The 20,442-nt window shown below is 37.7% G+C and carries 22 protein-coding genes; 21 read left to right on the forward strand and 1 reads right to left on the reverse strand.

Annotation, left to right across the window (positions count from 1 at the left end):
* Positions 1–108: 108 nt before the first annotated feature.
* A complete protein-coding gene (locus ACFSY7_RS12455; RefSeq protein ID WP_380148069.1) occupies positions 109–1,398 on the reverse strand; it encodes a replication-associated recombination protein A in 1,290 nt (429 codons plus the stop codon).
* 108 nt (positions 1,399–1,506) lie between these two features.
* Between ACFSY7_RS12455 and cymR the strand changes: the two genes are divergently transcribed.
* The 21 genes from cymR to mtnN all read left to right on the forward strand — a co-directional run bounded on the left by cymR (position 1,507) and on the right by mtnN (position 20,298).
* The gene (gene cymR, locus ACFSY7_RS12460; protein WP_126991111.1) at positions 1,507–1,926 is read left to right on the forward strand and encodes a cysteine metabolism transcriptional regulator CymR; all 420 of its coding nucleotides are present in this window, start codon (positions 1,507–1,509) and stop codon (positions 1,924–1,926) included.
* A 45-nt stretch (positions 1,927–1,971) separates the two neighbouring features.
* Complete coding sequence (locus ACFSY7_RS12465) at positions 1,972–3,114, forward strand: cysteine desulfurase family protein (RefSeq protein WP_380148070.1); 1,143 nt, start codon at positions 1,972–1,974, stop codon at positions 3,112–3,114.
* A 22-nt stretch (positions 3,115–3,136) separates the two neighbouring features.
* Positions 3,137–4,264, forward strand: a complete 1,128-nt coding sequence (gene mnmA / locus ACFSY7_RS12470; protein ID WP_380148071.1) for a tRNA 2-thiouridine(34) synthase MnmA — start codon at positions 3,137–3,139, stop codon at positions 4,262–4,264.
* A 14-nt stretch (positions 4,265–4,278) separates the two neighbouring features.
* The gene (locus ACFSY7_RS12475) at positions 4,279–4,938 is read left to right on the forward strand and encodes a tetratricopeptide repeat protein (RefSeq protein WP_126991114.1); all 660 of its coding nucleotides are present in this window, start codon (positions 4,279–4,281) and stop codon (positions 4,936–4,938) included.
* 15 nt (positions 4,939–4,953) lie between these two features.
* Positions 4,954–7,359: an SF1B family DNA helicase RecD2 gene (recD2, locus tag ACFSY7_RS12480; RefSeq protein ID WP_126991115.1), complete on the forward strand. Its 2,406-nt coding sequence runs from the start codon at positions 4,954–4,956 to the stop codon at positions 7,357–7,359.
* A 335-nt stretch (positions 7,360–7,694) separates the two neighbouring features.
* Positions 7,695–10,355: an alanine--tRNA ligase gene (alaS, locus tag ACFSY7_RS12485; RefSeq protein ID WP_380148072.1), complete on the forward strand. Its 2,661-nt coding sequence runs from the start codon at positions 7,695–7,697 to the stop codon at positions 10,353–10,355.
* A 66-nt stretch (positions 10,356–10,421) separates the two neighbouring features.
* Positions 10,422–10,691 carry an IreB family regulatory phosphoprotein gene (locus ACFSY7_RS12490; RefSeq protein WP_126991117.1) on the forward strand — a complete coding sequence of 90 codons (270 nt, stop codon included), beginning with the start codon at positions 10,422–10,424 and terminating at the stop codon, positions 10,689–10,691.
* On the forward strand, positions 10,691–11,110 hold the full coding sequence (gene ruvX / locus ACFSY7_RS12495; RefSeq protein ID WP_139992466.1) for a Holliday junction resolvase RuvX: 420 nt from the start codon (positions 10,691–10,693) through the stop codon (positions 11,108–11,110). The genes ACFSY7_RS12490 and ruvX overlap by 1 nt, the downstream gene beginning before the upstream one ends.
* A gap of 11 nt (positions 11,111–11,121) precedes the next feature.
* Positions 11,122–11,403, forward strand: coding sequence for a DUF1292 domain-containing protein (locus ACFSY7_RS12500; RefSeq protein ID WP_126991119.1), 282 nt, complete (start codon positions 11,122–11,124; stop codon positions 11,401–11,403).
* A gap of 12 nt (positions 11,404–11,415) precedes the next feature.
* Entirely contained in the window at positions 11,416–11,742 is a 327-nt protein-coding gene (locus ACFSY7_RS12505) for a hypothetical protein (protein WP_380148073.1), read from the forward strand.
* A 14-nt stretch (positions 11,743–11,756) separates the two neighbouring features.
* The gene (locus tag ACFSY7_RS12510; RefSeq protein WP_380148074.1) at positions 11,757–12,308 is read left to right on the forward strand and encodes a DUF1292 domain-containing protein; all 552 of its coding nucleotides are present in this window, start codon (positions 11,757–11,759) and stop codon (positions 12,306–12,308) included.
* Between the two features lie 12 nt (positions 12,309–12,320).
* Positions 12,321–12,839 (forward strand): DUF1292 domain-containing protein, encoded by a 519-nt coding sequence (locus ACFSY7_RS12515; protein ID WP_380148075.1) that lies wholly within the window; start codon positions 12,321–12,323, stop codon positions 12,837–12,839.
* A 14-nt stretch (positions 12,840–12,853) separates the two neighbouring features.
* Entirely contained in the window at positions 12,854–13,141 is a 288-nt protein-coding gene (locus ACFSY7_RS12520; protein ID WP_126991123.1) for a DUF1292 domain-containing protein, read from the forward strand.
* Between the two features lie 92 nt (positions 13,142–13,233).
* Positions 13,234–14,349 (forward strand): endolytic transglycosylase MltG, encoded by a 1,116-nt coding sequence (gene mltG, locus ACFSY7_RS12525; protein ID WP_380148076.1) that lies wholly within the window; start codon positions 13,234–13,236, stop codon positions 14,347–14,349.
* 137 nt (positions 14,350–14,486) lie between these two features.
* Complete coding sequence (locus ACFSY7_RS12530; protein WP_126991125.1) at positions 14,487–15,119, forward strand: O-methyltransferase; 633 nt, start codon at positions 14,487–14,489, stop codon at positions 15,117–15,119.
* 14 nt (positions 15,120–15,133) lie between these two features.
* The gene (locus ACFSY7_RS12535; RefSeq protein ID WP_380148077.1) at positions 15,134–16,063 is read left to right on the forward strand and encodes a peptidase U32 family protein; all 930 of its coding nucleotides are present in this window, start codon (positions 15,134–15,136) and stop codon (positions 16,061–16,063) included.
* A gap of 16 nt (positions 16,064–16,079) precedes the next feature.
* Positions 16,080–17,357, forward strand: a complete 1,278-nt coding sequence (locus ACFSY7_RS12540; RefSeq protein WP_380148078.1) for a peptidase U32 family protein — start codon at positions 16,080–16,082, stop codon at positions 17,355–17,357.
* Positions 17,358–17,996 carry a uridine kinase gene (gene udk / locus ACFSY7_RS12545; RefSeq protein ID WP_126991128.1) on the forward strand — a complete coding sequence of 213 codons (639 nt, stop codon included), beginning with the start codon at positions 17,358–17,360 and terminating at the stop codon, positions 17,994–17,996.
* Between the two features lie 250 nt (positions 17,997–18,246).
* Positions 18,247–18,720, forward strand: coding sequence for a transcription elongation factor GreA (greA, locus tag ACFSY7_RS12550; protein ID WP_126991129.1), 474 nt, complete (start codon positions 18,247–18,249; stop codon positions 18,718–18,720).
* A 137-nt stretch (positions 18,721–18,857) separates the two neighbouring features.
* Positions 18,858–19,517 carry a DUF1510 family protein gene (locus ACFSY7_RS12555; protein WP_380148079.1) on the forward strand — a complete coding sequence of 220 codons (660 nt, stop codon included), beginning with the start codon at positions 18,858–18,860 and terminating at the stop codon, positions 19,515–19,517.
* A gap of 88 nt (positions 19,518–19,605) precedes the next feature.
* Complete coding sequence (gene mtnN / locus ACFSY7_RS12560; protein WP_380148080.1) at positions 19,606–20,298, forward strand: 5'-methylthioadenosine/S-adenosylhomocysteine nucleosidase; 693 nt, start codon at positions 19,606–19,608, stop codon at positions 20,296–20,298.
* The last annotated feature ends 144 nt before the right edge of the window (positions 20,299–20,442 follow it).

Consider the following 20,442-nt stretch of genomic DNA (forward strand, 5'->3'; position numbering starts at 1 on the left):
ACGATGAACAACGGCTGACAAGCAGATAAAAAAGACATTCATGATTTGAATAAAATCGTGAATGTCTTTTCTTATTGACTAGGGTTTTGTCCCAGCCTCTTTTTACGTTTATTTATGGTCTTTCATCAATCTATTCAAATGGTCATAAATACCGGCCATTCGCTTTTCTTGTCCGGCTATAACTGGTTTGTAGAATTCGGTACCAACAAGATCGTCTGGTAAGTATTGTTGATCAACCCACCCACCGAATGTACCTACAGGTGTGTTGTGAGGATATTGATAGCCTTCAACGCCTAATGTTTTTGCGCCACTGTAATGTGCATCACGCAAATGCATGGGGATATCGCCAGTTTTGCCACTATGAATCGCTTCGATTGCTTTATCAATTGCAAGGATGGCTGAATTGGATTTTTCAGCTAAGCACATTTCAATCACTGCATGTGCTAGAGGAATTCGTGCTTCTGGCATGCCTAAACGTTCAGCAGATCGACAAGCTGCAAGGACATGACTTCCAATTTCAGGTGCGGCTAATCCGATATCTTCATAGCCCATCACAAGAAGTCTTCGAGAAACAGCTACAAGATCGCCATTTTCAAGGCACATAGCTAAATAATAGAGCGCTGCATTGACATCACTACCACGTACAGATTTTTGGAGTGCAGATAATAAATTATAAAACTGGCTGCCCTTTTTATCACCATAAACACCAATACGCTCAGCCAGTTGATCAAGTGTGCGGTCTTTAATAATGGCCACATCTTCTACTTCATCAGAAGCGTAATAAGCAGATTCAAGTAATGTCAATGCCTTGCGACCGTCACCATTACTTGCTATTGCTATTTTTTCGAGCTGTTCATTTGCTATTTTTATTTTGTAGTGACCTAAACCACGCTTTTCATCTTTCAGTGCACGGTTTAAGAGATCAATTAAATCATGGTTTGTTAATCTCCTTAATTGTTTGATTTCTCCACAACGAGAGCGAATGGCAGGATTGACATCATGGAATGGATTTTCTGTTGTCGCCCCAATTAAAATGACCTTGCCACTTTCTACATGAGGAAGTAATGTATCTTGCTGTAGTTTATTAAAACGATGAATTTCGTCTAAAAAAAGTAGCACAGTTCCTTGTAGATTTGCTTCTATTACAATATCTTCTACATCTTTTTTGCCAGCGCGTGTTGCATTCAATGCATAAAATGGCAATTTACTCGTTCCTGCAATTGCAAAAGCGAGTGATGTTTTGCCGATACCAGGCTCACCGTATAAAAGCATTGATGGCACATGCCCCTTTTGTATCATCTTATATAACGTCGTTTCTGGGCCAATAAAGTCGCGGTGTCCGATAACATCATCAAGCATTTTTGGACGCATACGATAGGCAAGAGGTTCATTGGACATAAAAATCACTCCTTTTTCGTACTATTTATGATAGTTGAAAACCGAGTGAATTGGAAGGGAATATGCTATACTTAGGTGATAACAGTATTATGAAGCAGAGGTGTCTATATGAAAATTTCAACTAAAGGACGATACGGTCTTACAATTATGATCGAACTATCAAAACAATATGGTCAGGGGCCGATTCCATTGCGCCAAATTGCCTCAGAAAATCATCTTTCTGAAGCCTACTTAGAACAATTAGTATCACCACTACGTAACTCAGGACTTGTGAAAAGTGTACGAGGTGCTTACGGCGGTTATATGTTAGCGAAGCCACCACATTTGATTTCTGCAGCGGATGTCATTAAAGTGCTAGAAGGACCAATTCAACCGGTTGAGGGAATCGAAAATGAAGCACCACCACAACGTGAGCTATGGATTCGTGTGCGTGATGCTGTTAAAGAAGTGTTAGATAAAACAAATTTAGAAGACTTAGCAAAATATACAGAGTCAACAGACGACAGTAATTACATGTTCTATATTTAAGAAACAACTGCAGCACAAGCTGTACGATTAAAGGAGATTTTTTTAATGACTGAAATTTATCTAGACCACGCAGCGACGTCTCCGATGCATCCAGAAGTAATCGATGCAATGGTAGCGGTTATGAATGATGTATATGGAAATCCTTCATCTATTCATGGCATTGGTCGACACGCGCGCAAATATTTAGACAATGCGCGTGGTTTTATTGCGCGCTCAATTGGGGCGAAAGACCATGAAATTGTCCTGACAAGTGGAGGTTCTGAAGCGGATAATTTGGCAATTTTCGGCACAGCTTATGCGCATCAAAATGAAGGCCGACATATTATTACAACACAGGTGGAGCATCATGCGGTCCTTCGTGCATGTGAACGGCTTGAAAAAGAAGGATTTGACGTGACATATCTTCCTGTTGACAAACATGGTATGATTGCTATCAACGACTTCAAACGTGCATTACGTGACGATACCATTCTCGTTACGATTATGTACGGGAACAATGAAGTAGGTACGAAGCAACCAATTGCTGAAATTGGGGCGCTATTAAAAGACCATACCGCTACATTCCATACAGATGCGGTACAAGCGTTTGGTTTAGAAAAAATCGATGTTGATGCACTCGGGGTTGATTTATTATCAACTTCTGCACATAAATTGAACGGTCCAAAAGGAATAGGTTTTCTCTATGAACGTCCAAAAGCGCATTTACAATCCCTTATTGTTGGTGGGGATCAAGAGCGAAAACGTCGTGCAAGTACAGAAAATGTTCCAGCAGTCGTCGGCTTTGCAAAGGCAGTAGAGCTAGCGCAAAGTTCTATGGAAGAAAAAGCAACAGAATATGCGCGTTATCGTCAAATGCTTCTTTCAGCATTTGACGAAGCGGGTATAGCCTACCATGTTAATGGAGATGCCCTTCACGCATTACCCCATGTGCTCAATGTGAGCTTCAATGGTACGGATGTTGAATCATTCTTAATCAATCTAGATATCGAAGGAATTGCTGTTTCAAGTGGTTCTGCTTGTACAGCAGGCTCATTAGAACCTTCTCATGTATTACTTGCTATGTATGGCAAAGGAGCAGAGGAATTACGTAATTCGATTCGTTTTAGCTTTGGTTATGGTTTGGATTCGGCGCAAATCAAACGTGCAGCACAAACCGTTATTGGTATTGTGAAACGTTTAACGAAATAACAAGAAAAGGTGAAGTAAAACAATGACAAAAGTAGTAAAAGATCCATCAGAAACGCGTGTCGTAGTCGGCATGTCAGGAGGCGTCGATTCATCCGTGACGGCTCATATTTTAAAAGAGCAAGGATACGATGTAATCGGTATTTTTATGAAAAACTGGGATGACACAGACGAAAATGGTATGTGTACAGCAACAGAAGATTATGAAGATGTTATTAAAGTATGTAACCAAATTGGGATTCCATACTACGCCGTAAACTTTGAAAAAGAATATTGGGATAAAGTATTTACGTACTTCCTTGAAGAATATAAAGCAGGTCGTACACCAAACCCAGATGTTATGTGTAACAAAGAAATTAAGTTTAAAGCGTTTCTTGAACATGCATTACGTCTTGGCGCAGATTATGTGGCAACGGGTCACTATGCGCGTATGGGAACGGATGTAGACGGTAATCGTGTCATGCTCCGTGGTGTTGATGATAATAAAGATCAAACGTACTTCTTGAATCAATTATCACCTGAACAATTAGAACATGTTATGTTTCCAATCGGTGAAATTGTCAAACCACGTGTACGTGAAATCGCAGCAGAAGCAGAACTTGCGACTGCGAAGAAAAAAGATTCAACAGGTATTTGTTTCATTGGTGAACGTAACTTTAAAGAGTTCTTAAGCCAGTACTTACCTGCACAACCAGGCAATATGGAAACATTTGATGGTGTAGTAATGGGCAAACATGATGGCTTAATGTATTACACATTAGGGCAACGTCACGGTCTAGGAATCGGTGGTGACGGGGAACCTTGGTTTGTTGTCGGAAAAGATTTAGAACGTAATGTATTACTTGTAGGCCAAGGTTTCCACAATGATAAATTATATTCAACAAGCTTAACAGCCGTCAAAACAAGTTTTTCAACAAAACGTGAATTACCACAAAAATTCGACTGTACAGCGAAATTCCGCTATCGTCAAAAAGATGTACCAGTGACTGTTGAAATTACAGGGGACGATCAATGGCATGTAACGTTCTCAGAACCAACTCGTGCGATTACGCCAGGACAATCTGTTGTATTATATGACGGGGAAGTGTGCTTAGGTGGCGCAACAATCGATGAAGTATTTAAAGACGGCGAAAAATTAACATATGTAGGATAATAGAGGTGTCACAATTGAATTATAATGAAGAAGGCATCAAAGCGATGCAAGAAGAACGCTTTGAAGATGCTGTAAAAGCATTTACGCAAGCAATCGAAGAAAAACCTGAAGAAACAGTTGGTTATATTAATTTTGGTAACTTACTTGCAGGTATGAATGATATGGAACGTGCAGAACGATTTTTCCAAAAAGCGATTTCATTAGATGAAGAAGCAGCAACAGCTTATTACGGCTTAGCAAATCTTTATTATAATAATGAGCGTTATGAAGAAGCAGCTAAAATTTACGAACGTTCAATTCGCGCAGGTATTGAAGGTCCAGATGCATACTATATGTTAGCGAAATCATTTGAACATGCTGGGAATTTAAAACTTGCACTACCATATATGCAGCGTGCAGCAGAATTAGCACCTGAAGATATTCAAGTGCGCTTAGCGAATGCGATTTTAATGGCATCACTTGAAATGTTTGATTTTGCAAAACCAGAGCTTGAAGCTGTGCTTGTATTGGATGAAAATAACGCAGATGCTTATTACAATTTAGGTGTTTTATATGCAGTTTCAACAGATGATGTAGAAGCGGCAAAAACACATTTGTTAAAGGCGCTTGAAATTGCGCCACAGTTTGATCAAGCAAAATATATTTACGATATGCTTATGCAACGTAAAGACTAATAGGAGGTGACAGTGTTGACTGAAAATTTATCACTTTTTGCGGAAGAACCGCTCTTTGTGGTGGGTCGACCTGTCGTCTCCATTTTTCATAATAAGGAAAATTTATTTTCGATTATTAAGTTGAAAATTCAGGAGACGAATCTAGATTATAAAGAAAAAGAAATTATCGTCGCAGGTTATTTTCCACAAGTCGATACGGAAGCAATGTATCGTTTTCAAGGAAATTTAAAGCAACATCCAAAATATGGTCTGCAATTTCAAGCAACTTCATTTGAAAAAGAAATCCCAGCAACTGAAGTAGGTGTTATTCAATATTTATCGAGTGATTTATTTCCTGGTATTGGTAAGCGGACAGCAGAACTTATTGTTGAAAAGCTAGGACCTAATGCCATAAAAAAAATCATTGAAGAGCCCGATGCTCTTGATAATGTCCCTCGTTTAAAAGATGATAAAAAAGAGACCCTTCGAGAAGTATTAAAAGCCAATCTTGGTATGGACCGTATTTTAATCAAGCTTGGCGAATGGGGATTTGGCCCACAGATTGCAGTACGTATTTATCAAAAATATGAAGGTAAAACACTTCAAATACTACAAGAAAACCCATATCGCTTAATCGAAGATGTAAGTGGCATCGGTTTTAATCGCGCAGATGATTTAGGGGAGCAACTTGAAATTACAGGAGACAATCCTGGACGAATTAAAGCAGCTATACTGCATTTGTTAAATCAAATGGCTTTATCAGAAGGTCATGTCTATATGGAAGCCCAGGATTTAATTGTTGAGGCAAAAGATTTATTAGAGAAAAGTCAGCCTGTCACGATTTCAATCGAAGCGATTTCAAACTCAATTATTGATCTTGGAAAAAACGGCAAAATTTGTGGTGAAGCGCAGCGTTTATATATGCCATCTCTTTATTATTCTGAAGTTGGTATTGCTGAGAAATTAGTAGAGTTAATTGGACGCAATGAGGAGCAATCTGCTTTTCCTAGCTCAGAGATTCGTAAATGGATTGGGGATGCAGAAGAACGCTTTAATGTTGTTTATGCTGAGCCACAAGTAAATGCAATTGTGACAGCAATTAATAGTGCTGCGATGATTTTGACAGGGGGACCAGGTACAGGGAAAACAACGGTTGTACGTGGGATTGTAGATGTGTATGCTGAACTTCATGGACTTTCACTTGATATGAAAGAATATGATAAGGATACGCCGTTTCCAATTGTTCTTGCCGCACCAACAGGTCGCGCTGCGAAACGTTTAAGTGAGTCAACAGGGCTTCCTGCGCAAACAATTCACCGCTTATTAGGGTTTACAGGACAAGAAGACCCAGAAGAAGATACAGAACGTGATATTGTCGGGAAATTAATTATTATTGATGAAATGTCAATGGTGGATACCTGGCTTGCCTATCAGCTTCTTAGAGCGTTACCTGAAGACTGCCAAATTATTTTTGTGGGGGATCAGGACCAATTACCACCTGTTGGCCCAGGGCAAGTATTGAAGGATATGCTTGATTCACATGTTGTACCAACTGTGGAATTAGGACAGGTATATCGTCAAGCAAGTGGTTCGTCTATTGTAGAGATGGCCCACCAATTGAAGCATAATATCATTCCACCAGATTTGACAGCTAAGACAGCTGACCGTTCTTTTATCAAGTCCAACGCAGCTCAAATTCCAACTGTTGTATCACAAATTATTCAAAGTGCGCTGAAAAAAGGATTTACGATTTATGATGTGCAAGTATTAGCCCCTATGTATCGCGGGGATGCGGGAATTGATAATTTAAATCGTATGATTCAAGAGCTAGTGAATCCGAAAAAGAGTATAAAAACAAAGGAAATGGCTTTTGGTGATACAACGTACCGTATCGGCGATAAAGTATTGCAACTGGTTAATCAACCACAAAGTAATGTTTTTAACGGAGATATGGGTGAAGTTATTGCAATTTTCCGTGCGAAAGAAACGACCGATAATGTCGATCAGTTAATTGTGTCATTTGACGGTAATGAAGTGACATATTCACGTGGAGATTTAAGTCAATTAACACTTGCTTATTGTTGTTCGATTCATAAGTCACAAGGCAGTGAATTTCCAATGGTCATTATGCCTGTTGTAAGAAGCTACTATAAAATGTTGCGAAAAAATTTACTATATACTGGATTGACACGTGCCAAAGACTTTTTAATTTTATGTGGAGAACCGGATACCTTTGTTCGAGGTATTCAAAATATTGCAGATGTATCACGTCGTACAACACTTGTAGGACGATTAACAGGCGAAGTTGAATCTGAAGAAGTACCAGCTGAGGAAACCGATTATTCAACGGATAATTCGGAGAAACGTCTCACAACGGAAAATATTACAACTATTGATCCGATGATTGGGATGGACAGCGTGACACCACAGCAGTTTCTTTAATACTAGCAATTGACACTGTCAGACCTTTTTCTTATAATCATCTATAGAATAGATGAAAACGATGACGGAAAAAGTACGATAGTGATGTAATGCAAAGAAAGAGATTCCTTGGCTGTGAGAATTTCCTTACATTTTATCCGAAAGCTAATCCGGAGTGCAGCCAATCACTGCCGTTCACTACGTTATAGTGCTAAGAGATACATAGCTTTTGCTGTGTATGAATTAGGGTGGTACCACGAAAACGTTCCAATAGTTCTCGTCCCTTTCTAGGGATGGGGACTTTTTATTTTGTGCTTGCCCATCGTAATCATCATTATCTAGGAGGAATATATACAATGAAAGCATCAGAAATTCGCCGTAAATATATCGAATTTTTCGTAGAGAAAAATCACAAACAAGAGCCAAGTATGCCGCTTGTTCCAATCAATGATAACTCGTTACTATGGATTAACTCAGGTGTTGCTACATTAAAAAAATATTTTGATGGCTCGGTTATCCCAGATAATCCACGTATTACAAATGCACAAAAAGCCATCCGTACAAATGATATTGAAAACGTTGGTAAAACAGCACGTCACCATACATTCTTTGAAATGCTAGGCAACTTTTCAATTGGCGATTATTTCAAAAAAGAAGCGATTCACTATGCATGGGAATTCTTAACAGATCCAAAATGGATGGGCTTTGATGGTGAAAAATTATCAATTACAATCCACCCTGAAGATGTAGAAGCTTATAACATTTGGAAAGATGAAATTGGTATTCCTGAAGAACGATTAATTCGTCTTGAAGGAAACTTCTGGGATATTGGCGAAGGTCCTTCAGGTCCAAACTCTGAAATCTTCTATGACCGTGGTGAAGAATATGGTAATGACCCAACAGATCCAGAATTATATACAGGTGGCGAAAACGAACGTTACCTTGAAATTTGGAACTTAGTATTCTCTCAATTCAACCATAATCCAGATGGCACATACACACCACTTCCAAAACAAAATATTGATACTGGTATGGGACTAGAACGTATGGCATCTGTTGTACAAGATGTTCCAACAAACTACGATACAGATTTATTCATGCCTATTATTGAAAAAATCGAACAGTTTGCAAATCGTAAATACAAACGTCCTGGTGAAGTAGATTTATCAGAAATCTTCGGTTCTGAAGAAGATATCAATACACCATTTAAAGTTATTGCAGACCATATTCGTACTGTTGCATTTGCAATTGGTGATGGCGCGCTTCCATCAAATGAAGGTCGCGGATATGTATTACGTCGTTTATTACGTCGTGCAGTACGTTATGCAAAACAAATCGGTATTGAAAAACCATTTATGTTTGAATTAGTACCAACAGTTGGGGAAGTAATGAAAGATTTCTACCCAGAAGTAGATGAAAAAGAAGCATTTATCATGAAAGTCGTGAAAAATGAAGAAATCCGTTTCCACGAAACGTTAGATGGTGGTCTTTCTATTTTCAATGAAGTGGTAGAAGCACAAAAAGCTAAAGGTGAAACATTTATCCCTGGTGCTGACGCATTCCGTTTATATGACACATATGGCTTCCCTGTAGAATTAACAGAAGAGTATGCAGCTGAAGTGGATATGACAGTTGATGCAGCAGGCTTTGAAAAAGAAATGGAAGCACAACGTGAACGCGCACGCGCAGCACGTCAAGATGTTGATTCAATGCATGTACAATCAGAAGTGTTAGCAAACTTAACGCAAGCATCTGAATTTGTTGGATATGACACATTAGATGTAGATACACAAGTTGTTGCAATGATTGCTGGGGGCCAAGAAGTATCAGTAGCATCTGAAGGTGACGAAGTGTTAGTTATTCTATCTCAAACACCATTCTATGCTGAAATGGGTGGTCAAGTAGCCGATAGTGGTACGATTTCAAACGAAGCATTCACAGCCACTGTAAAAGACGTACAAAAAGCACCAAATGGTCAACCATTACACACAATCATCGTAGAAAGTGGCGAATTAGCATTAAATGCAGATGTTCATGCAACTGTAAATCGTGAAGCACGTAATTTAATCGTGAAAAACCATACAGCAACACACTTAATGCAATCTGCACTTAAACATGTATTAGGCGACCACGTTAACCAAGCAGGTTCTTATGTAGGTCCAGATCGTCTACGCTTTGACTTCTCTCACTTCGGTGCTGTAACAAAAGAAGAGTTAGAACAAATTGAATTAGAAGTGAATGAAAAGATTTGGGACGATATCGAAGTAATCATTCAAGAAATGCCAATCGACGCTGCAAAAGCAATGGGCGCAATGGCGTTATTCGGTGAAAAATACGGTGACGTTGTACGCGTTGTTCAAGTATCAGATTACTCAATCGAACTTTGTGGTGGTATTCATGTAAAACGTTCATCTGAAATTGGTTTATTCAAAATCGTTTCTGAAGGCGGAATTGGCGCTGGCACTCGTCGTATCGAGGCAGTAACAGGTAAAGAAGCTTATAAAGCAGTAAAAGAAGAACAACATATACTTGAAGCAACAGCAGCATTAGTAAAAGCAAATCCAAAAGATTTAATAATGCGCATTGAAAACTTACAACATGAATTAAAAGAACAACAACGTGAAAATGAATCATTATCTGCAAAAATGGCTGCAGCACAAGCTGGTGACATTTTAAATAATGCGCAAGAAATTAATGGTGTAACGGTTCTTGCAACACGCGTTGAAGCAAAAGACAATGGTCAACTTCGTCAATTAATGGATGACTTAAAAGCGAAAATGAACAATGCAGTTATCGTTCTTGGTGCAGTAGCAGATGACAAAGTTATGCTTTGTGCAGGTGTAACAAAGGATATCGCGGGTAAAGATTACCATGCAGGTAATATCGTGAAATCTGTAGCAGAGCAATGTGGCGGTAAAGGTGGCGGTCGCCCAGATATGGCGATGGCTGGTGCTAAAGACGCTTCGAAACTTGATACTGCATTACAATCTGTATACGAAACAGTTAAATCAGTTTAAAACCATCATTAATTCCGTTATACTCTAGGTATATGGTTTCTAATGAATCTGAGAGGGGTGCATTGCATGAGTAAGTTCGATCAAACGATGAAATTTAATTTCCCGGAAGAATCTATGGAACAGGAAGTAAAGGAAACAGTGCTTTCTGTACATGCGGCACTAGAAGAAAAAGGCTACAATCCGGTCAATCAAATTGTTGGATATTTATTATCTGGCGATCCGGCCTATATCCCACGTCATCAAGATGCACGTGCAAAAATGCGTAAACTTGAGCGTGATGAGATTGTTGAAGAATTAGTAAAGTTTTATATCAAAAAGAATAACGAGGCAAAATAATGCGAGCAATGGGTTTAGACGTCGGTACAAAAACAGTTGGTGTTGCAGTAAGTGACGCACTAGGCTGGACAGCACAAGGTATCGAAACAATTAAAATTAATGAAGAAAATGGCGAATTTGGATTGGCACGTGTTGGCGAATTAGTCAAAGAATACCGGGTAACAGAATTTGTTGTTGGCTTCCCAAAAAACATGAATAATACAGTAGGTCCACGCGGTGAAGCATCAATCGCATATAAAGAAAAATTAGAAGAAGAATTTTCGCTTCCAGTAACTTTATGGGATGAACGCTTAACAACAATGGCTGCAGAACGCGTGTTAATTGAAGCAGATGTACGTCGGAAAAATCGTAAAAAAGTAATCGATAAAATGGCAGCTGTAATGATTTTACAAGGCTATTTAGATCGCAAATCATTTTAGAGGTGACAAACATGGAAGAAAATCAAACATTTATTATTGTTGACGAAGAAGGCGCAGAACATCAAGCCGTAATTGTCTACAAAATCGAACCATCAGATGAAGGCAATAAATTCGGCAAATCATATATCTTTTATTATGTAGAAGATGAATCAGATGAAGAAGATGTACGCGTATACGTAGCGTCAATCGACGAAAATGCTGAAGATGGCGAACTAGGCGATATCGAAACACCAGAAGAACAAGAATATATTGAAGATATCTTCAACAACCTAGAAGAAAATACAGAAGCATAGGAGACTACGAACGTGAGCGAAGAATTAAACAATGAAAACGTTGTAGCACAAGACATCGAAGCGCAAGAAAATCCATTTAAAGTCATTACATTAGTAGATGAAGATGGCAATGAAAATCTATACGAACAACTTTCTGTTATTACAAAAGAAGCAAAAGGTAATCGCTTTGGTAAACGCTTCGCATTATATGCGGCTGTCGGTTACGAAGAAGATGAAACAGGCAAAACAGATATTATTCCAGTAATTTTAACGGACGATGGGGAACTTGATTTAATTGAAAATACTTCTGAATGGAAGTTTATTGAATCAATTATTGAAGAGCAATCGAAACAATCATAAAAGGCGGCAAAAACATGAGCGAATTAGAACGTTTATATATCCACAATGATGAGGATAAAGAAATTGAATTAGTCGTTGTGAAGCGCTTTGAAGCAAATGATAAAAAATACATTATCTTTTATGCGACAAATGATGAAGCAGTTGGCAATGAAATCCAAGCTGCAACACTAGTACCGACAGAAATGGGCGGCGAAGCGTTCGGTGAAATTGAAACGCAAGAAGAAATGGATTTAATCAATGATATGTTAAATGATTTGGTTGAATCAGGTGACTTTAAACCTGAAGAAGGTCAGGGTCACGACCATGACCACAATCATGAAGAACATGACCATGAACATTTAGTAGCAGAAGATGACGAGGGAAATGAAATCGTTTTTGCAATCGAACGTCGTCTTGAAATCGATGGTAAAAACTACATCGTTTATTATGACGAAAATGAAGCACAACCTGTTATGCAGGCTGCTGAACTTGTAGATACTGAAAACGGTCAAGAATTATTCCCGATTGACAGTGAAGAAGAATGGACGTTAATTGACGAAGCATTACACAATACAGATAACGAATAGGGGATGTCACAGATGGCAGAGCACAACCATGAACATTTAGTAGCAGTAGATGAAAACGGAAACGAAATCGTTTTCGCAGTTATCGAACGCTTTGAAGCAAACGATCAAAACTTTATCTTATTTGCAGAAGAAAAAGAAGGCGGCTCTGAAGTTCAAGCAGCGGTTATCGTTGTGGATGCGGAAGGTAACGAAGATTTACAACCAATCGAATCGCCAGAAGATCAAGCGGCAGTAGCAGAAGTGCTAGAACGTTTATCAAATGGTGTCGATGAAGAAGCATCAGCTGAACATATCGTAGCAGTAGATGATAATGGTAACGAAATTAAATTTGTTGTTATCGCACGTTTCACTGTTGGCGAAAAAACATATGTTGCATTCGTTGAAGAAGAGGTAGAAGAACCTGAACTTCAAGTAGCAATCATCACAGAAAATGAAGCTGGCGAACAAGGATTAGCACCTATCGAATCTGATGAAGAGTTTGAAAAAGTGCAAGAAATCTTAAGTGAAATCTTATCTGGTCACGAAGACTAAGAGGAGCGTTATAAATGGCACAAGACTTTCATGGCCTAACATTCGTTGAATACGATGAAGACGGCGGCGAAACAGTTTACAAAATTTTATCTCGTGTTGAACCAACAAATAGTGAAAAAACGTATTTAATTTTCTGTGAAGATACAGATGATGAAACGGCAGAAATATTTATTGAAGCAGCAGAAGTATTACCAGCAGATGATGGTGGCGAAGCACTTTTTGAGATTGAATCAGAAGAAGAATGGGAAATGCTTGAAGAAGTTATTAATACCATTATGAGTTTAGACGATTCAGCAAACTAATTATAAAGATGAGGCATCGTTTTGTTGCCTCATTTTTTTGTGCAATCGAACAGAACCATGTATAATGAAATGTGGAAAAAGGAGGGTATGTTGTGGATTCTCAATCGTCTGAAAAACAACTGAAAAAATTAAAGCAACGTCAAAGCGAGCAAAAAATTGTGAAAAAAATCGTATTAATTACAACAGCAATTATTATCGCGCTCGTATTAATTGTCGGTGTAGGTGGATATTTCTACGTACAAGGTGCATTAAAACCTGTCGATAAAGACTCTGATAAAAATGTTAAAATTGAAGTGCCAATTGGGTCATCAATTGATACAATCGCCGCAACATTAGAAGATAAGGGAATTATTAAGAATGCTAAAATCTTCAAATATTATACGAAATTTAATAATGGTGCAGGATTCCAAGCTGGTACATATAAATTGTCTCCAGCAATGACAATCGAAGAAATTATTAAGAGTTTAAAAACTGGTAAGGTTTACCGAACACCAGAGCTTACATTAACCGTACCAGAAGGGCTTACAATCGATCAAATTGCTGAACGTGTTGCAAAAAATACGAATTATTCAAAAGAACAATTTATGGATTTAGTAACAAGCAAAGCATTTATTAAGAATATGAAAGAGCAATTCCCTGATACAGTAACAAAAGCAGTCAATGATAAAGATATTCGTTATGCATTAGAAGGATATTTATATCCTGCTACTTATTCATTCTATGAAAAAGAACCATCACTTGAAACAATCGCTACAGATATGGTTAAGCAAACCGATGCAATCGTCCAACAATACTTACCAACATTAAAAGAAAAGAAAATGTCGGTACATGAATTCTTAACATTTGCATCGTTACTTGAGCGTGAAGCAACAGCAAGTACAGATCGTGAAACCATTGCAAGTGTATTTTATAATCGTATTGAAGAAGGGATGCCACTTCAAACGGACCCAACTGTATTATATGCATTAGGAAAACATAAAAATCGAGTATTATACAAAGATTTAAAAGTGAAAAATCCGTATAACACATATACAAATAAAGGGTTACCACCAGGTCCAATTGCAAATGCAGGTATTGAATCATTAAAAGCAACAATTGACCCAGCTTCAACAGAGTATGTTTATTTTGTAGCAGATTCAGATGGTAAAAATCACTTTGCTAAAACATATGCAGAACATCAAAAAAATGTAGCAAAATACATTAAATAGTATTTAGAGAAAGAGTATTGCATAATGCAATGCTCTTTTTTTACGAAGTCGTGACACAATTGTTGTACTCTCGCTTTTTAGATGCATTTATGATAGGATAAAGTGTATTTTGTATAGATGTAAGGAGAGCATTAGACGTGAACATTTCAGATGCATACACGAACTCCTTCATTTCTGAGCGAAGTGATTTATTGCTAGAAATGGAACAGTTCGCAGAAGATAATTATGTGCCAATTATGCAATTACCGGCCATTGAAACATTGCTACAAATGTTACGCATTCAACAGCCTAAACGAATTTTAGAAGTAGGTAGTGCAATTGGCTATTCTGCTATTCGTATGGCAAGAGCAGTAAAACAGTGTAAAATTGTTACAATTGAACGTGACGAGACACGTATTGCGAATGCGAAAGGTTTTATAGCACGTTCAGAGGAAGCGGAGCGCATTGAGCTCATTGAAGGAGACGCATTAGAAGTAGATATCGCATCAAATCATGAAGCCTTTGACGCCGTCTTTATCGATGCGGCAAAAGGGCAATATCAAAAATTCTTTGATAAATATAGCCCACTTGTAAAACAAGGTGGTATTTTATATATCGACAACATGTATATGCATGGTTTGTCGGATTTAGACATGAAAGATGTACCTAGAAGAAAAAGAACAATGATTCGTAACCTACACCACTTTGCTGATTGGGTCATTCAAAACGACGATTACCAATCAACATTTTTCCCAATAGGTGATGGGTTATTAGTTTGTATTAAAAAGTAAGAGGTGACCTATCGATGAACAAACCTGAATTACTCGTAACACCAAAATCCGTTTCACATGTAGAAGCATTACTTGAAGCAGGAGCAGATGCCTTTTTAATTGGTGAAGAAAAATTTGGTTTACGTTTAGCAGGCGAATTTACATTGGAAGATGTAAAAACAATTACTACATTAGTCCATGCGGCAGGCAAGAAAGTATATGTCGCAATGAATGCGATTTTTCATAACGATCGTGTGCCACTGCTTGCACCTTATATGAAAGCTATTGATGAAATTGGTGTAGATGCCATTTATTTTGGTGATCCCGCAGTTGTTATGACAAAGCGCGAGTTAGACTCTAAAACGCCTTTACACTGGGATGCTGAGACGATTGCAACCAACTGGTTTCAAGCTAATTATTGGGGCAAACGAGGCGCTACACGTGCGTATCTTGCACGCGAGCTAGGTGTAGAAGAAATTATTGAAATTAAAGAAAATGCAGATGTGGAAATTGAAGTACAAGTACATGGAATGACTTGTATATTCCAGTCTAAACGTCCTTTATTAGGTAATTATTTTTTATACCAAGGTAAAGCTATGGAAGTAGAAAATCGTAAAGAAGCACGTAATATGTTTTTATACGATAAAGAACGTGGCAATAAATATCCGATTTATGAAGATTATAATGGTACACATATCTACTCACCAGCAGATATGTGTATCATTGATGAGTTAGAAGAATTATTTGAAGCAAATATTGATGTGTTCCGTATTGAAGGGGTCCTTCATGAAGAAGCTTATATTGTAACGGTTGTAGAACAATACCGTAAAGCAATTGATGCATATTTCGAAAACGAAGATACTTATATCGATATGAAAGAAGAATTAGTCGAAGCGATTGAAGCAATTCAACCAGCACTACGTCCATTGGATACAGGCTTCTTCTTCAAAGAAACAGTTTACTAGGAGGGAGCAAAATACGATGGCAACAATTGAAATAAATAATCGTATTAGCGAGATTATCGACGGTAAACGCGTTATTACGAAAAAGCCCGAGTTACTAGCACCTGCGGGTAACTTAGAAAAATTAAAAATTGCTGTACACTATGGCGCAGATGCTGTATTTATCGGAGGCCAAGAATTTGGCTTACGCTCAAATGCAGGTAACTTTTCAATTGATGAAATGCGCGAAGGTGTTGAATTTGCAAATAAGTATGGGGCAAAAATTTACGTAACAACGAATATTTTTGCACATAATGATAATATGGATGGCCTAGAAGACTATTTAATGGCTATTGAGGGAACAGGTGTAACAGGCATTATTGTAGCGGATCCACTTATCATTGAAACATGCCGTGAAGTGGCGCCAAAACTTGAAATCCACTTGTCAACTCAGCAATCATTGTCAAACTGGAAAGCCGTACAATATTGGAAAGATGAAGGTCTACACCGTGTTGTATTAGCACGTGAAACAGGAGCAGAAGAAATCAAATTAATGAAAGAAAATGTGGATATTGAAATCGAATCATTTGTTCATGGTGCAATGTGTATCGCTTATTCAGGACGCTGCGTGCTTTCAAACCACATGACAGCTCGAGATTCAAATCGTGGTGGCTGTTGTCAATCATGCCGCTGGGATTATGATTTATATGCTGTTGAAGACGGTGAAGAAAAACCATTATTTGAACAAGGCGATGAAGCATTTGCAATGAGTCCAAAAGACTTAAACTTAATTGAATCCATTCCTAAAATCATTGAATTAGGGATTGATTCGATGAAAGTAGAAGGTCGTATGAAATCAATTCACTATATTGCAACAGTTGTTACGGTTTACCGTAAAGTAATGGATGCGTACTGTGCAGACCCTGAAAACTTTGTTGTCAAAAAAGAATGGATAGAAGAACTTGCAAAATGTGCAAATCGTGAAACGGATTCTTCATTCTTTGAAGGCGAGCCAGGATTTGAACAACAAATGTTTGGTACTCATAGCAAACAAACTACATACGACTTCTGTGGTATGGTATTAGACTATGATGAAGAAAAACAAATGATTACACTGCAACAACGTAACTACTTCAAACCAGGTGATGAAGTAGAGTTTTTCGGACCAAATATTGAAAACTTCCGCGTTGTTGTAGAAGAAATTTTTGACGAAAAAGGCAACTCATTAGATGCTGCTCGTCACCCGCTAGAAATTGTGCGCTTTAAATGCCCACACAAAGTAAACTCATATGATATGATGCGTAAGGAGATGCGATAGATGACAAAAAGTCGCCCAGTTGTAATTGGTATTGCGGGAGGTTCAGGCTCAGGTAAGACGAGTGTTACACATGCTATTTTAGATGTGTTTAAAGACCGTTCTGTCGTTGTAATTGAACAAGATTATTACTATAAAGATCAAAGTCATTTAGAATTTGAACAACGTTTAGAAACAAACTATGATCACCCAGATGCATTTGATAATGCATTATTAGCTCAAGACATTAAAAAACTATTAAATCGTGAATCAATTGAAAAACCTGTGTATGATTATGCTTTACACACACGTTCAAAAGAAACCGTACACATTGAACCACAAGACGTTATTATTATCGAAGGGATTCTAGTGTTAGCAGATGAAAATTTGCGTGATTTAATGGATATGAAATTATTCGTCGATACAGATGCAGATTTACGTATTATTCGTCGTATTTTACGAGACATTAATGAACGTGGACGCTCAATGGATTCAGTTATTGATCAATATTTAAGCGTTGTCCGTCCAATGCATAATCAATTTATCGAACCAACGAAGCGCTCAGCAGATATTATCATTCCTGAAGGCGGCGAAAATAAGGTCGCAATTGATTTAATGGTTACAAAAATTAAAACAATTCTTGAATCTAACAACATAGTGTAATATTATGGATAGTGAGAATTTGTCTTTTAGCTGGTAGCTTTTGCTATTTGCGACTTCAAACTAACTAATAACTATGTCGCTTACTACATTTTAGTAAGCGACATAGTATTTTTATTACTTGCCGATATGGGAGGAATAGAAATCTCGTTTAACCTTACGAACTACTGGGGATAGCTTAGTCAATAAGAGCAATCATGTTCTGTTCCTAAGAAATGGTTCAATACTGTACAGTAATTAAGGAGTGACTACCATGTCAGCAGAAAAACAATACCCAATGACTGCAGAGGGTAAAGCAAAATTAGAAAAAGAATTAGAAGATTTAATTACCGTAAAACGTCCAGAAGTTGTAGAACGTATTAAAATCGCTCGCGGCTATGGTGACCTTTCAGAGAACTCTGAGTATGATGCAGCGAAAGACGAACAAGGTTTTGTTGAAGGCCGTATTAAATTAGTTGAAACAATGATCCGTAATGCGGTTATTATTGAAGAAACTGCAGACGGTTCAGACGTATGTACAATTGGTCGTACGGTTACATTTCAAGAGGAAGATGATGAACCAGAGACATATCAAATCGTTGGCTCTGCAGAAGCTGATCCATTTGAAGGTCGTATTTCAAATGATTCGCCAATCGCAAAAGGCTTAATCGGTCATAAAGTTGGCGAAACAGTAAAAATCGTTACTCCTGGTGGCGAATTTAACGTTAAAATTATTGAAGTAAAATAATTAACTTCTAAAATAAAAAGCGGCAGGAAAATTCCTGTCGCTTTTTGTTTTGTTAGCAAAATGTAGCGTTATTGTAATATATGTAGAGCGCACGATTTATATAAAATATGCTATGATGTGTTTATGAGGTGATGACATTGGATCAACAACCACCACAACAAAGACGTCGACGATATAACCCAACGCCGGAACCAAATAAAAAATCCGATAAATTATTAAATATCGCGATTGCTGTTGTTAGTATTTTAATTGTAATCGTTGGCTATTTTGTTCTTACATATGATGGTTCTAATCAAAAAGCAGTGGATGAACCAAAAAATGAACAAAAAGCGACAGATTCAAGTGCTACAAATGCACAAAAAGCCAAAGAACAAGCAAAAGAAGAAAAAGCTAAACAACGTGAAGAAGATTTGAAAAAAGATATTACAGAACGTTCTACTGTAACTCAAAGTGAATCAAGCGACAGTAATGTAGAAATGACAATCGTAGATTCAGCTTGGAAAGTAACGAAAACTGAGCAAACAGAAAACATTGGTGAAGGCCACATTTCTGCTTATGATGGGACATCGCTTGACTGGCAAGAAAAAGTGAAAACATTTGCAACTGTAACAAATATTCCAGAAGAAACGATGAAAATTATTCGTGTGAAAAATGGTGGCGCAAATAATCGTACAATCGGAATTGTCACTTCTGAAGATGGTTTGAAAAAATATCGTGTGACGGTACAGTGGATTGCAGATAAAGGATGGAAAACTGAACAAATCGATGTCTTAAAAACATTGGATGGCACATATTAAAACATAAAAAATCCTGTAGTTCTTGACGACTACAGGATTTTTTGTATATCGTATAGAAGATAGAATTTGAAAGGTGGAACCACTTATTATGAAAATCGCAGTAATCGGCGCAATGGAAGAGGAAGTAGAACTTTTACGCGCAACGTTAGAAAACGCAACAACAGAAACAATCGCAAATAGCGAATATACACAAGGCACCTATAAAGATAAAGATGTTATTTTATTAAAATCAGGTATTGGCAAAGTGAATGCGGCAATGTCGACAACGATTTTACTTGAAAAATATCAACCAGATGTGGTCATCAATACAGGATCAGCAGGCGGCTATGATGAAAATCTTGATGTGGGTGCTATCGTCATTTCGGATGAAGTACGTCATCATGATGTAGATGCAACTATTTTTGGCTATGAAATGGGTCAAGTACCACAAATGCCTGTAGGCTTTAAAGCAGATGCTCGTTTAATGGAAGTTGCAGAGCAGGCCGTAGCAGAAGTTGGAGAACATCAATCAGCCACAGGATTAATTACAACAGGGGATTCATTTATGAATGACCCTGTACGCGTTGAAACAGTACGTAACTACTTCCCAACAATGAAAGCTGTTGAAATGGAAGCGGCAGCAGTTGCGCAAGTATGCTATCAATTCGCAACACCATTTGTTGTTATTCGTGCATTGTCAGATATTGCAGGGAAACAATCAGATATTAGCTTTGATGAATTTTTACCGATTGCTGCAAAACATTCAACACAAGTTGTATTAAAAGCAATAGAAAAAATGTAATTTAAAAAGGAAAGAATCGCGATTGTGTGATTCTTTTTTTTATGTGATAGATTGTCAAATTAACTGCACCACTTCACATTCAAATGCATCCTGTGTGGTATTCCAGTTGAGGCACTTTCTTGGTCGATTGTTGATCAATGAAAG

The sequence above is a fragment of the Kurthia populi genome (genome assembly GCF_042686175.1).
GTDB lineage: Bacteria > Bacillota > Bacilli > Bacillales_A > Planococcaceae > Kurthia > Kurthia populi.

Bases quoted from the DNA above. Each gene is read 5' to 3' on its own strand.
- ACFSY7_RS12490 (WP_126991117.1), top strand. From the start codon at position 10,422: ATGAGTAAGTTCGATCAAACGATGAAATTTAATTTCCCGGAAGAATCT.
- ruvX (WP_139992466.1), top strand. From the start codon at position 10,691: ATGCGAGCAATGGGTTTAGACGTCGGTACAAAAACAGTTGGTGTTGCA.
- ACFSY7_RS12455 (WP_380148069.1), bottom strand. From the start codon at position 1,398: ATGTCCAATGAACCTCTTGCCTATCGTATGCGTCCAAAAATGCTTGAT.
- greA (WP_126991129.1), top strand. From the start codon at position 18,247: ATGTCAGCAGAAAAACAATACCCAATGACTGCAGAGGGTAAAGCAAAA.
- ACFSY7_RS12510 (WP_380148074.1), top strand. From the start codon at position 11,757: ATGAGCGAATTAGAACGTTTATATATCCACAATGATGAGGATAAAGAA.
- ACFSY7_RS12465 (WP_380148070.1), top strand. From the start codon at position 1,972: ATGACTGAAATTTATCTAGACCACGCAGCGACGTCTCCGATGCATCCA.
- mnmA (WP_380148071.1), top strand. From the start codon at position 3,137: ATGACAAAAGTAGTAAAAGATCCATCAGAAACGCGTGTCGTAGTCGGC.
- ACFSY7_RS12515 (WP_380148075.1), top strand. From the start codon at position 12,321: ATGGCAGAGCACAACCATGAACATTTAGTAGCAGTAGATGAAAACGGA.
- ACFSY7_RS12540 (WP_380148078.1), top strand. From the start codon at position 16,080: ATGGCAACAATTGAAATAAATAATCGTATTAGCGAGATTATCGACGGT.
- cymR (WP_126991111.1), top strand. From the start codon at position 1,507: ATGAAAATTTCAACTAAAGGACGATACGGTCTTACAATTATGATCGAA.
- ACFSY7_RS12500 (WP_126991119.1), top strand. From the start codon at position 11,122: ATGGAAGAAAATCAAACATTTATTATTGTTGACGAAGAAGGCGCAGAA.
- mtnN (WP_380148080.1), top strand. From the start codon at position 19,606: ATGAAAATCGCAGTAATCGGCGCAATGGAAGAGGAAGTAGAACTTTTA.
- udk (WP_126991128.1), top strand. From the start codon at position 17,358: ATGACAAAAAGTCGCCCAGTTGTAATTGGTATTGCGGGAGGTTCAGGC.
- ACFSY7_RS12520 (WP_126991123.1), top strand. From the start codon at position 12,854: ATGGCACAAGACTTTCATGGCCTAACATTCGTTGAATACGATGAAGAC.
- alaS (WP_380148072.1), top strand. From the start codon at position 7,695: ATGAAAGCATCAGAAATTCGCCGTAAATATATCGAATTTTTCGTAGAG.
- ACFSY7_RS12535 (WP_380148077.1), top strand. From the start codon at position 15,134: ATGAACAAACCTGAATTACTCGTAACACCAAAATCCGTTTCACATGTA.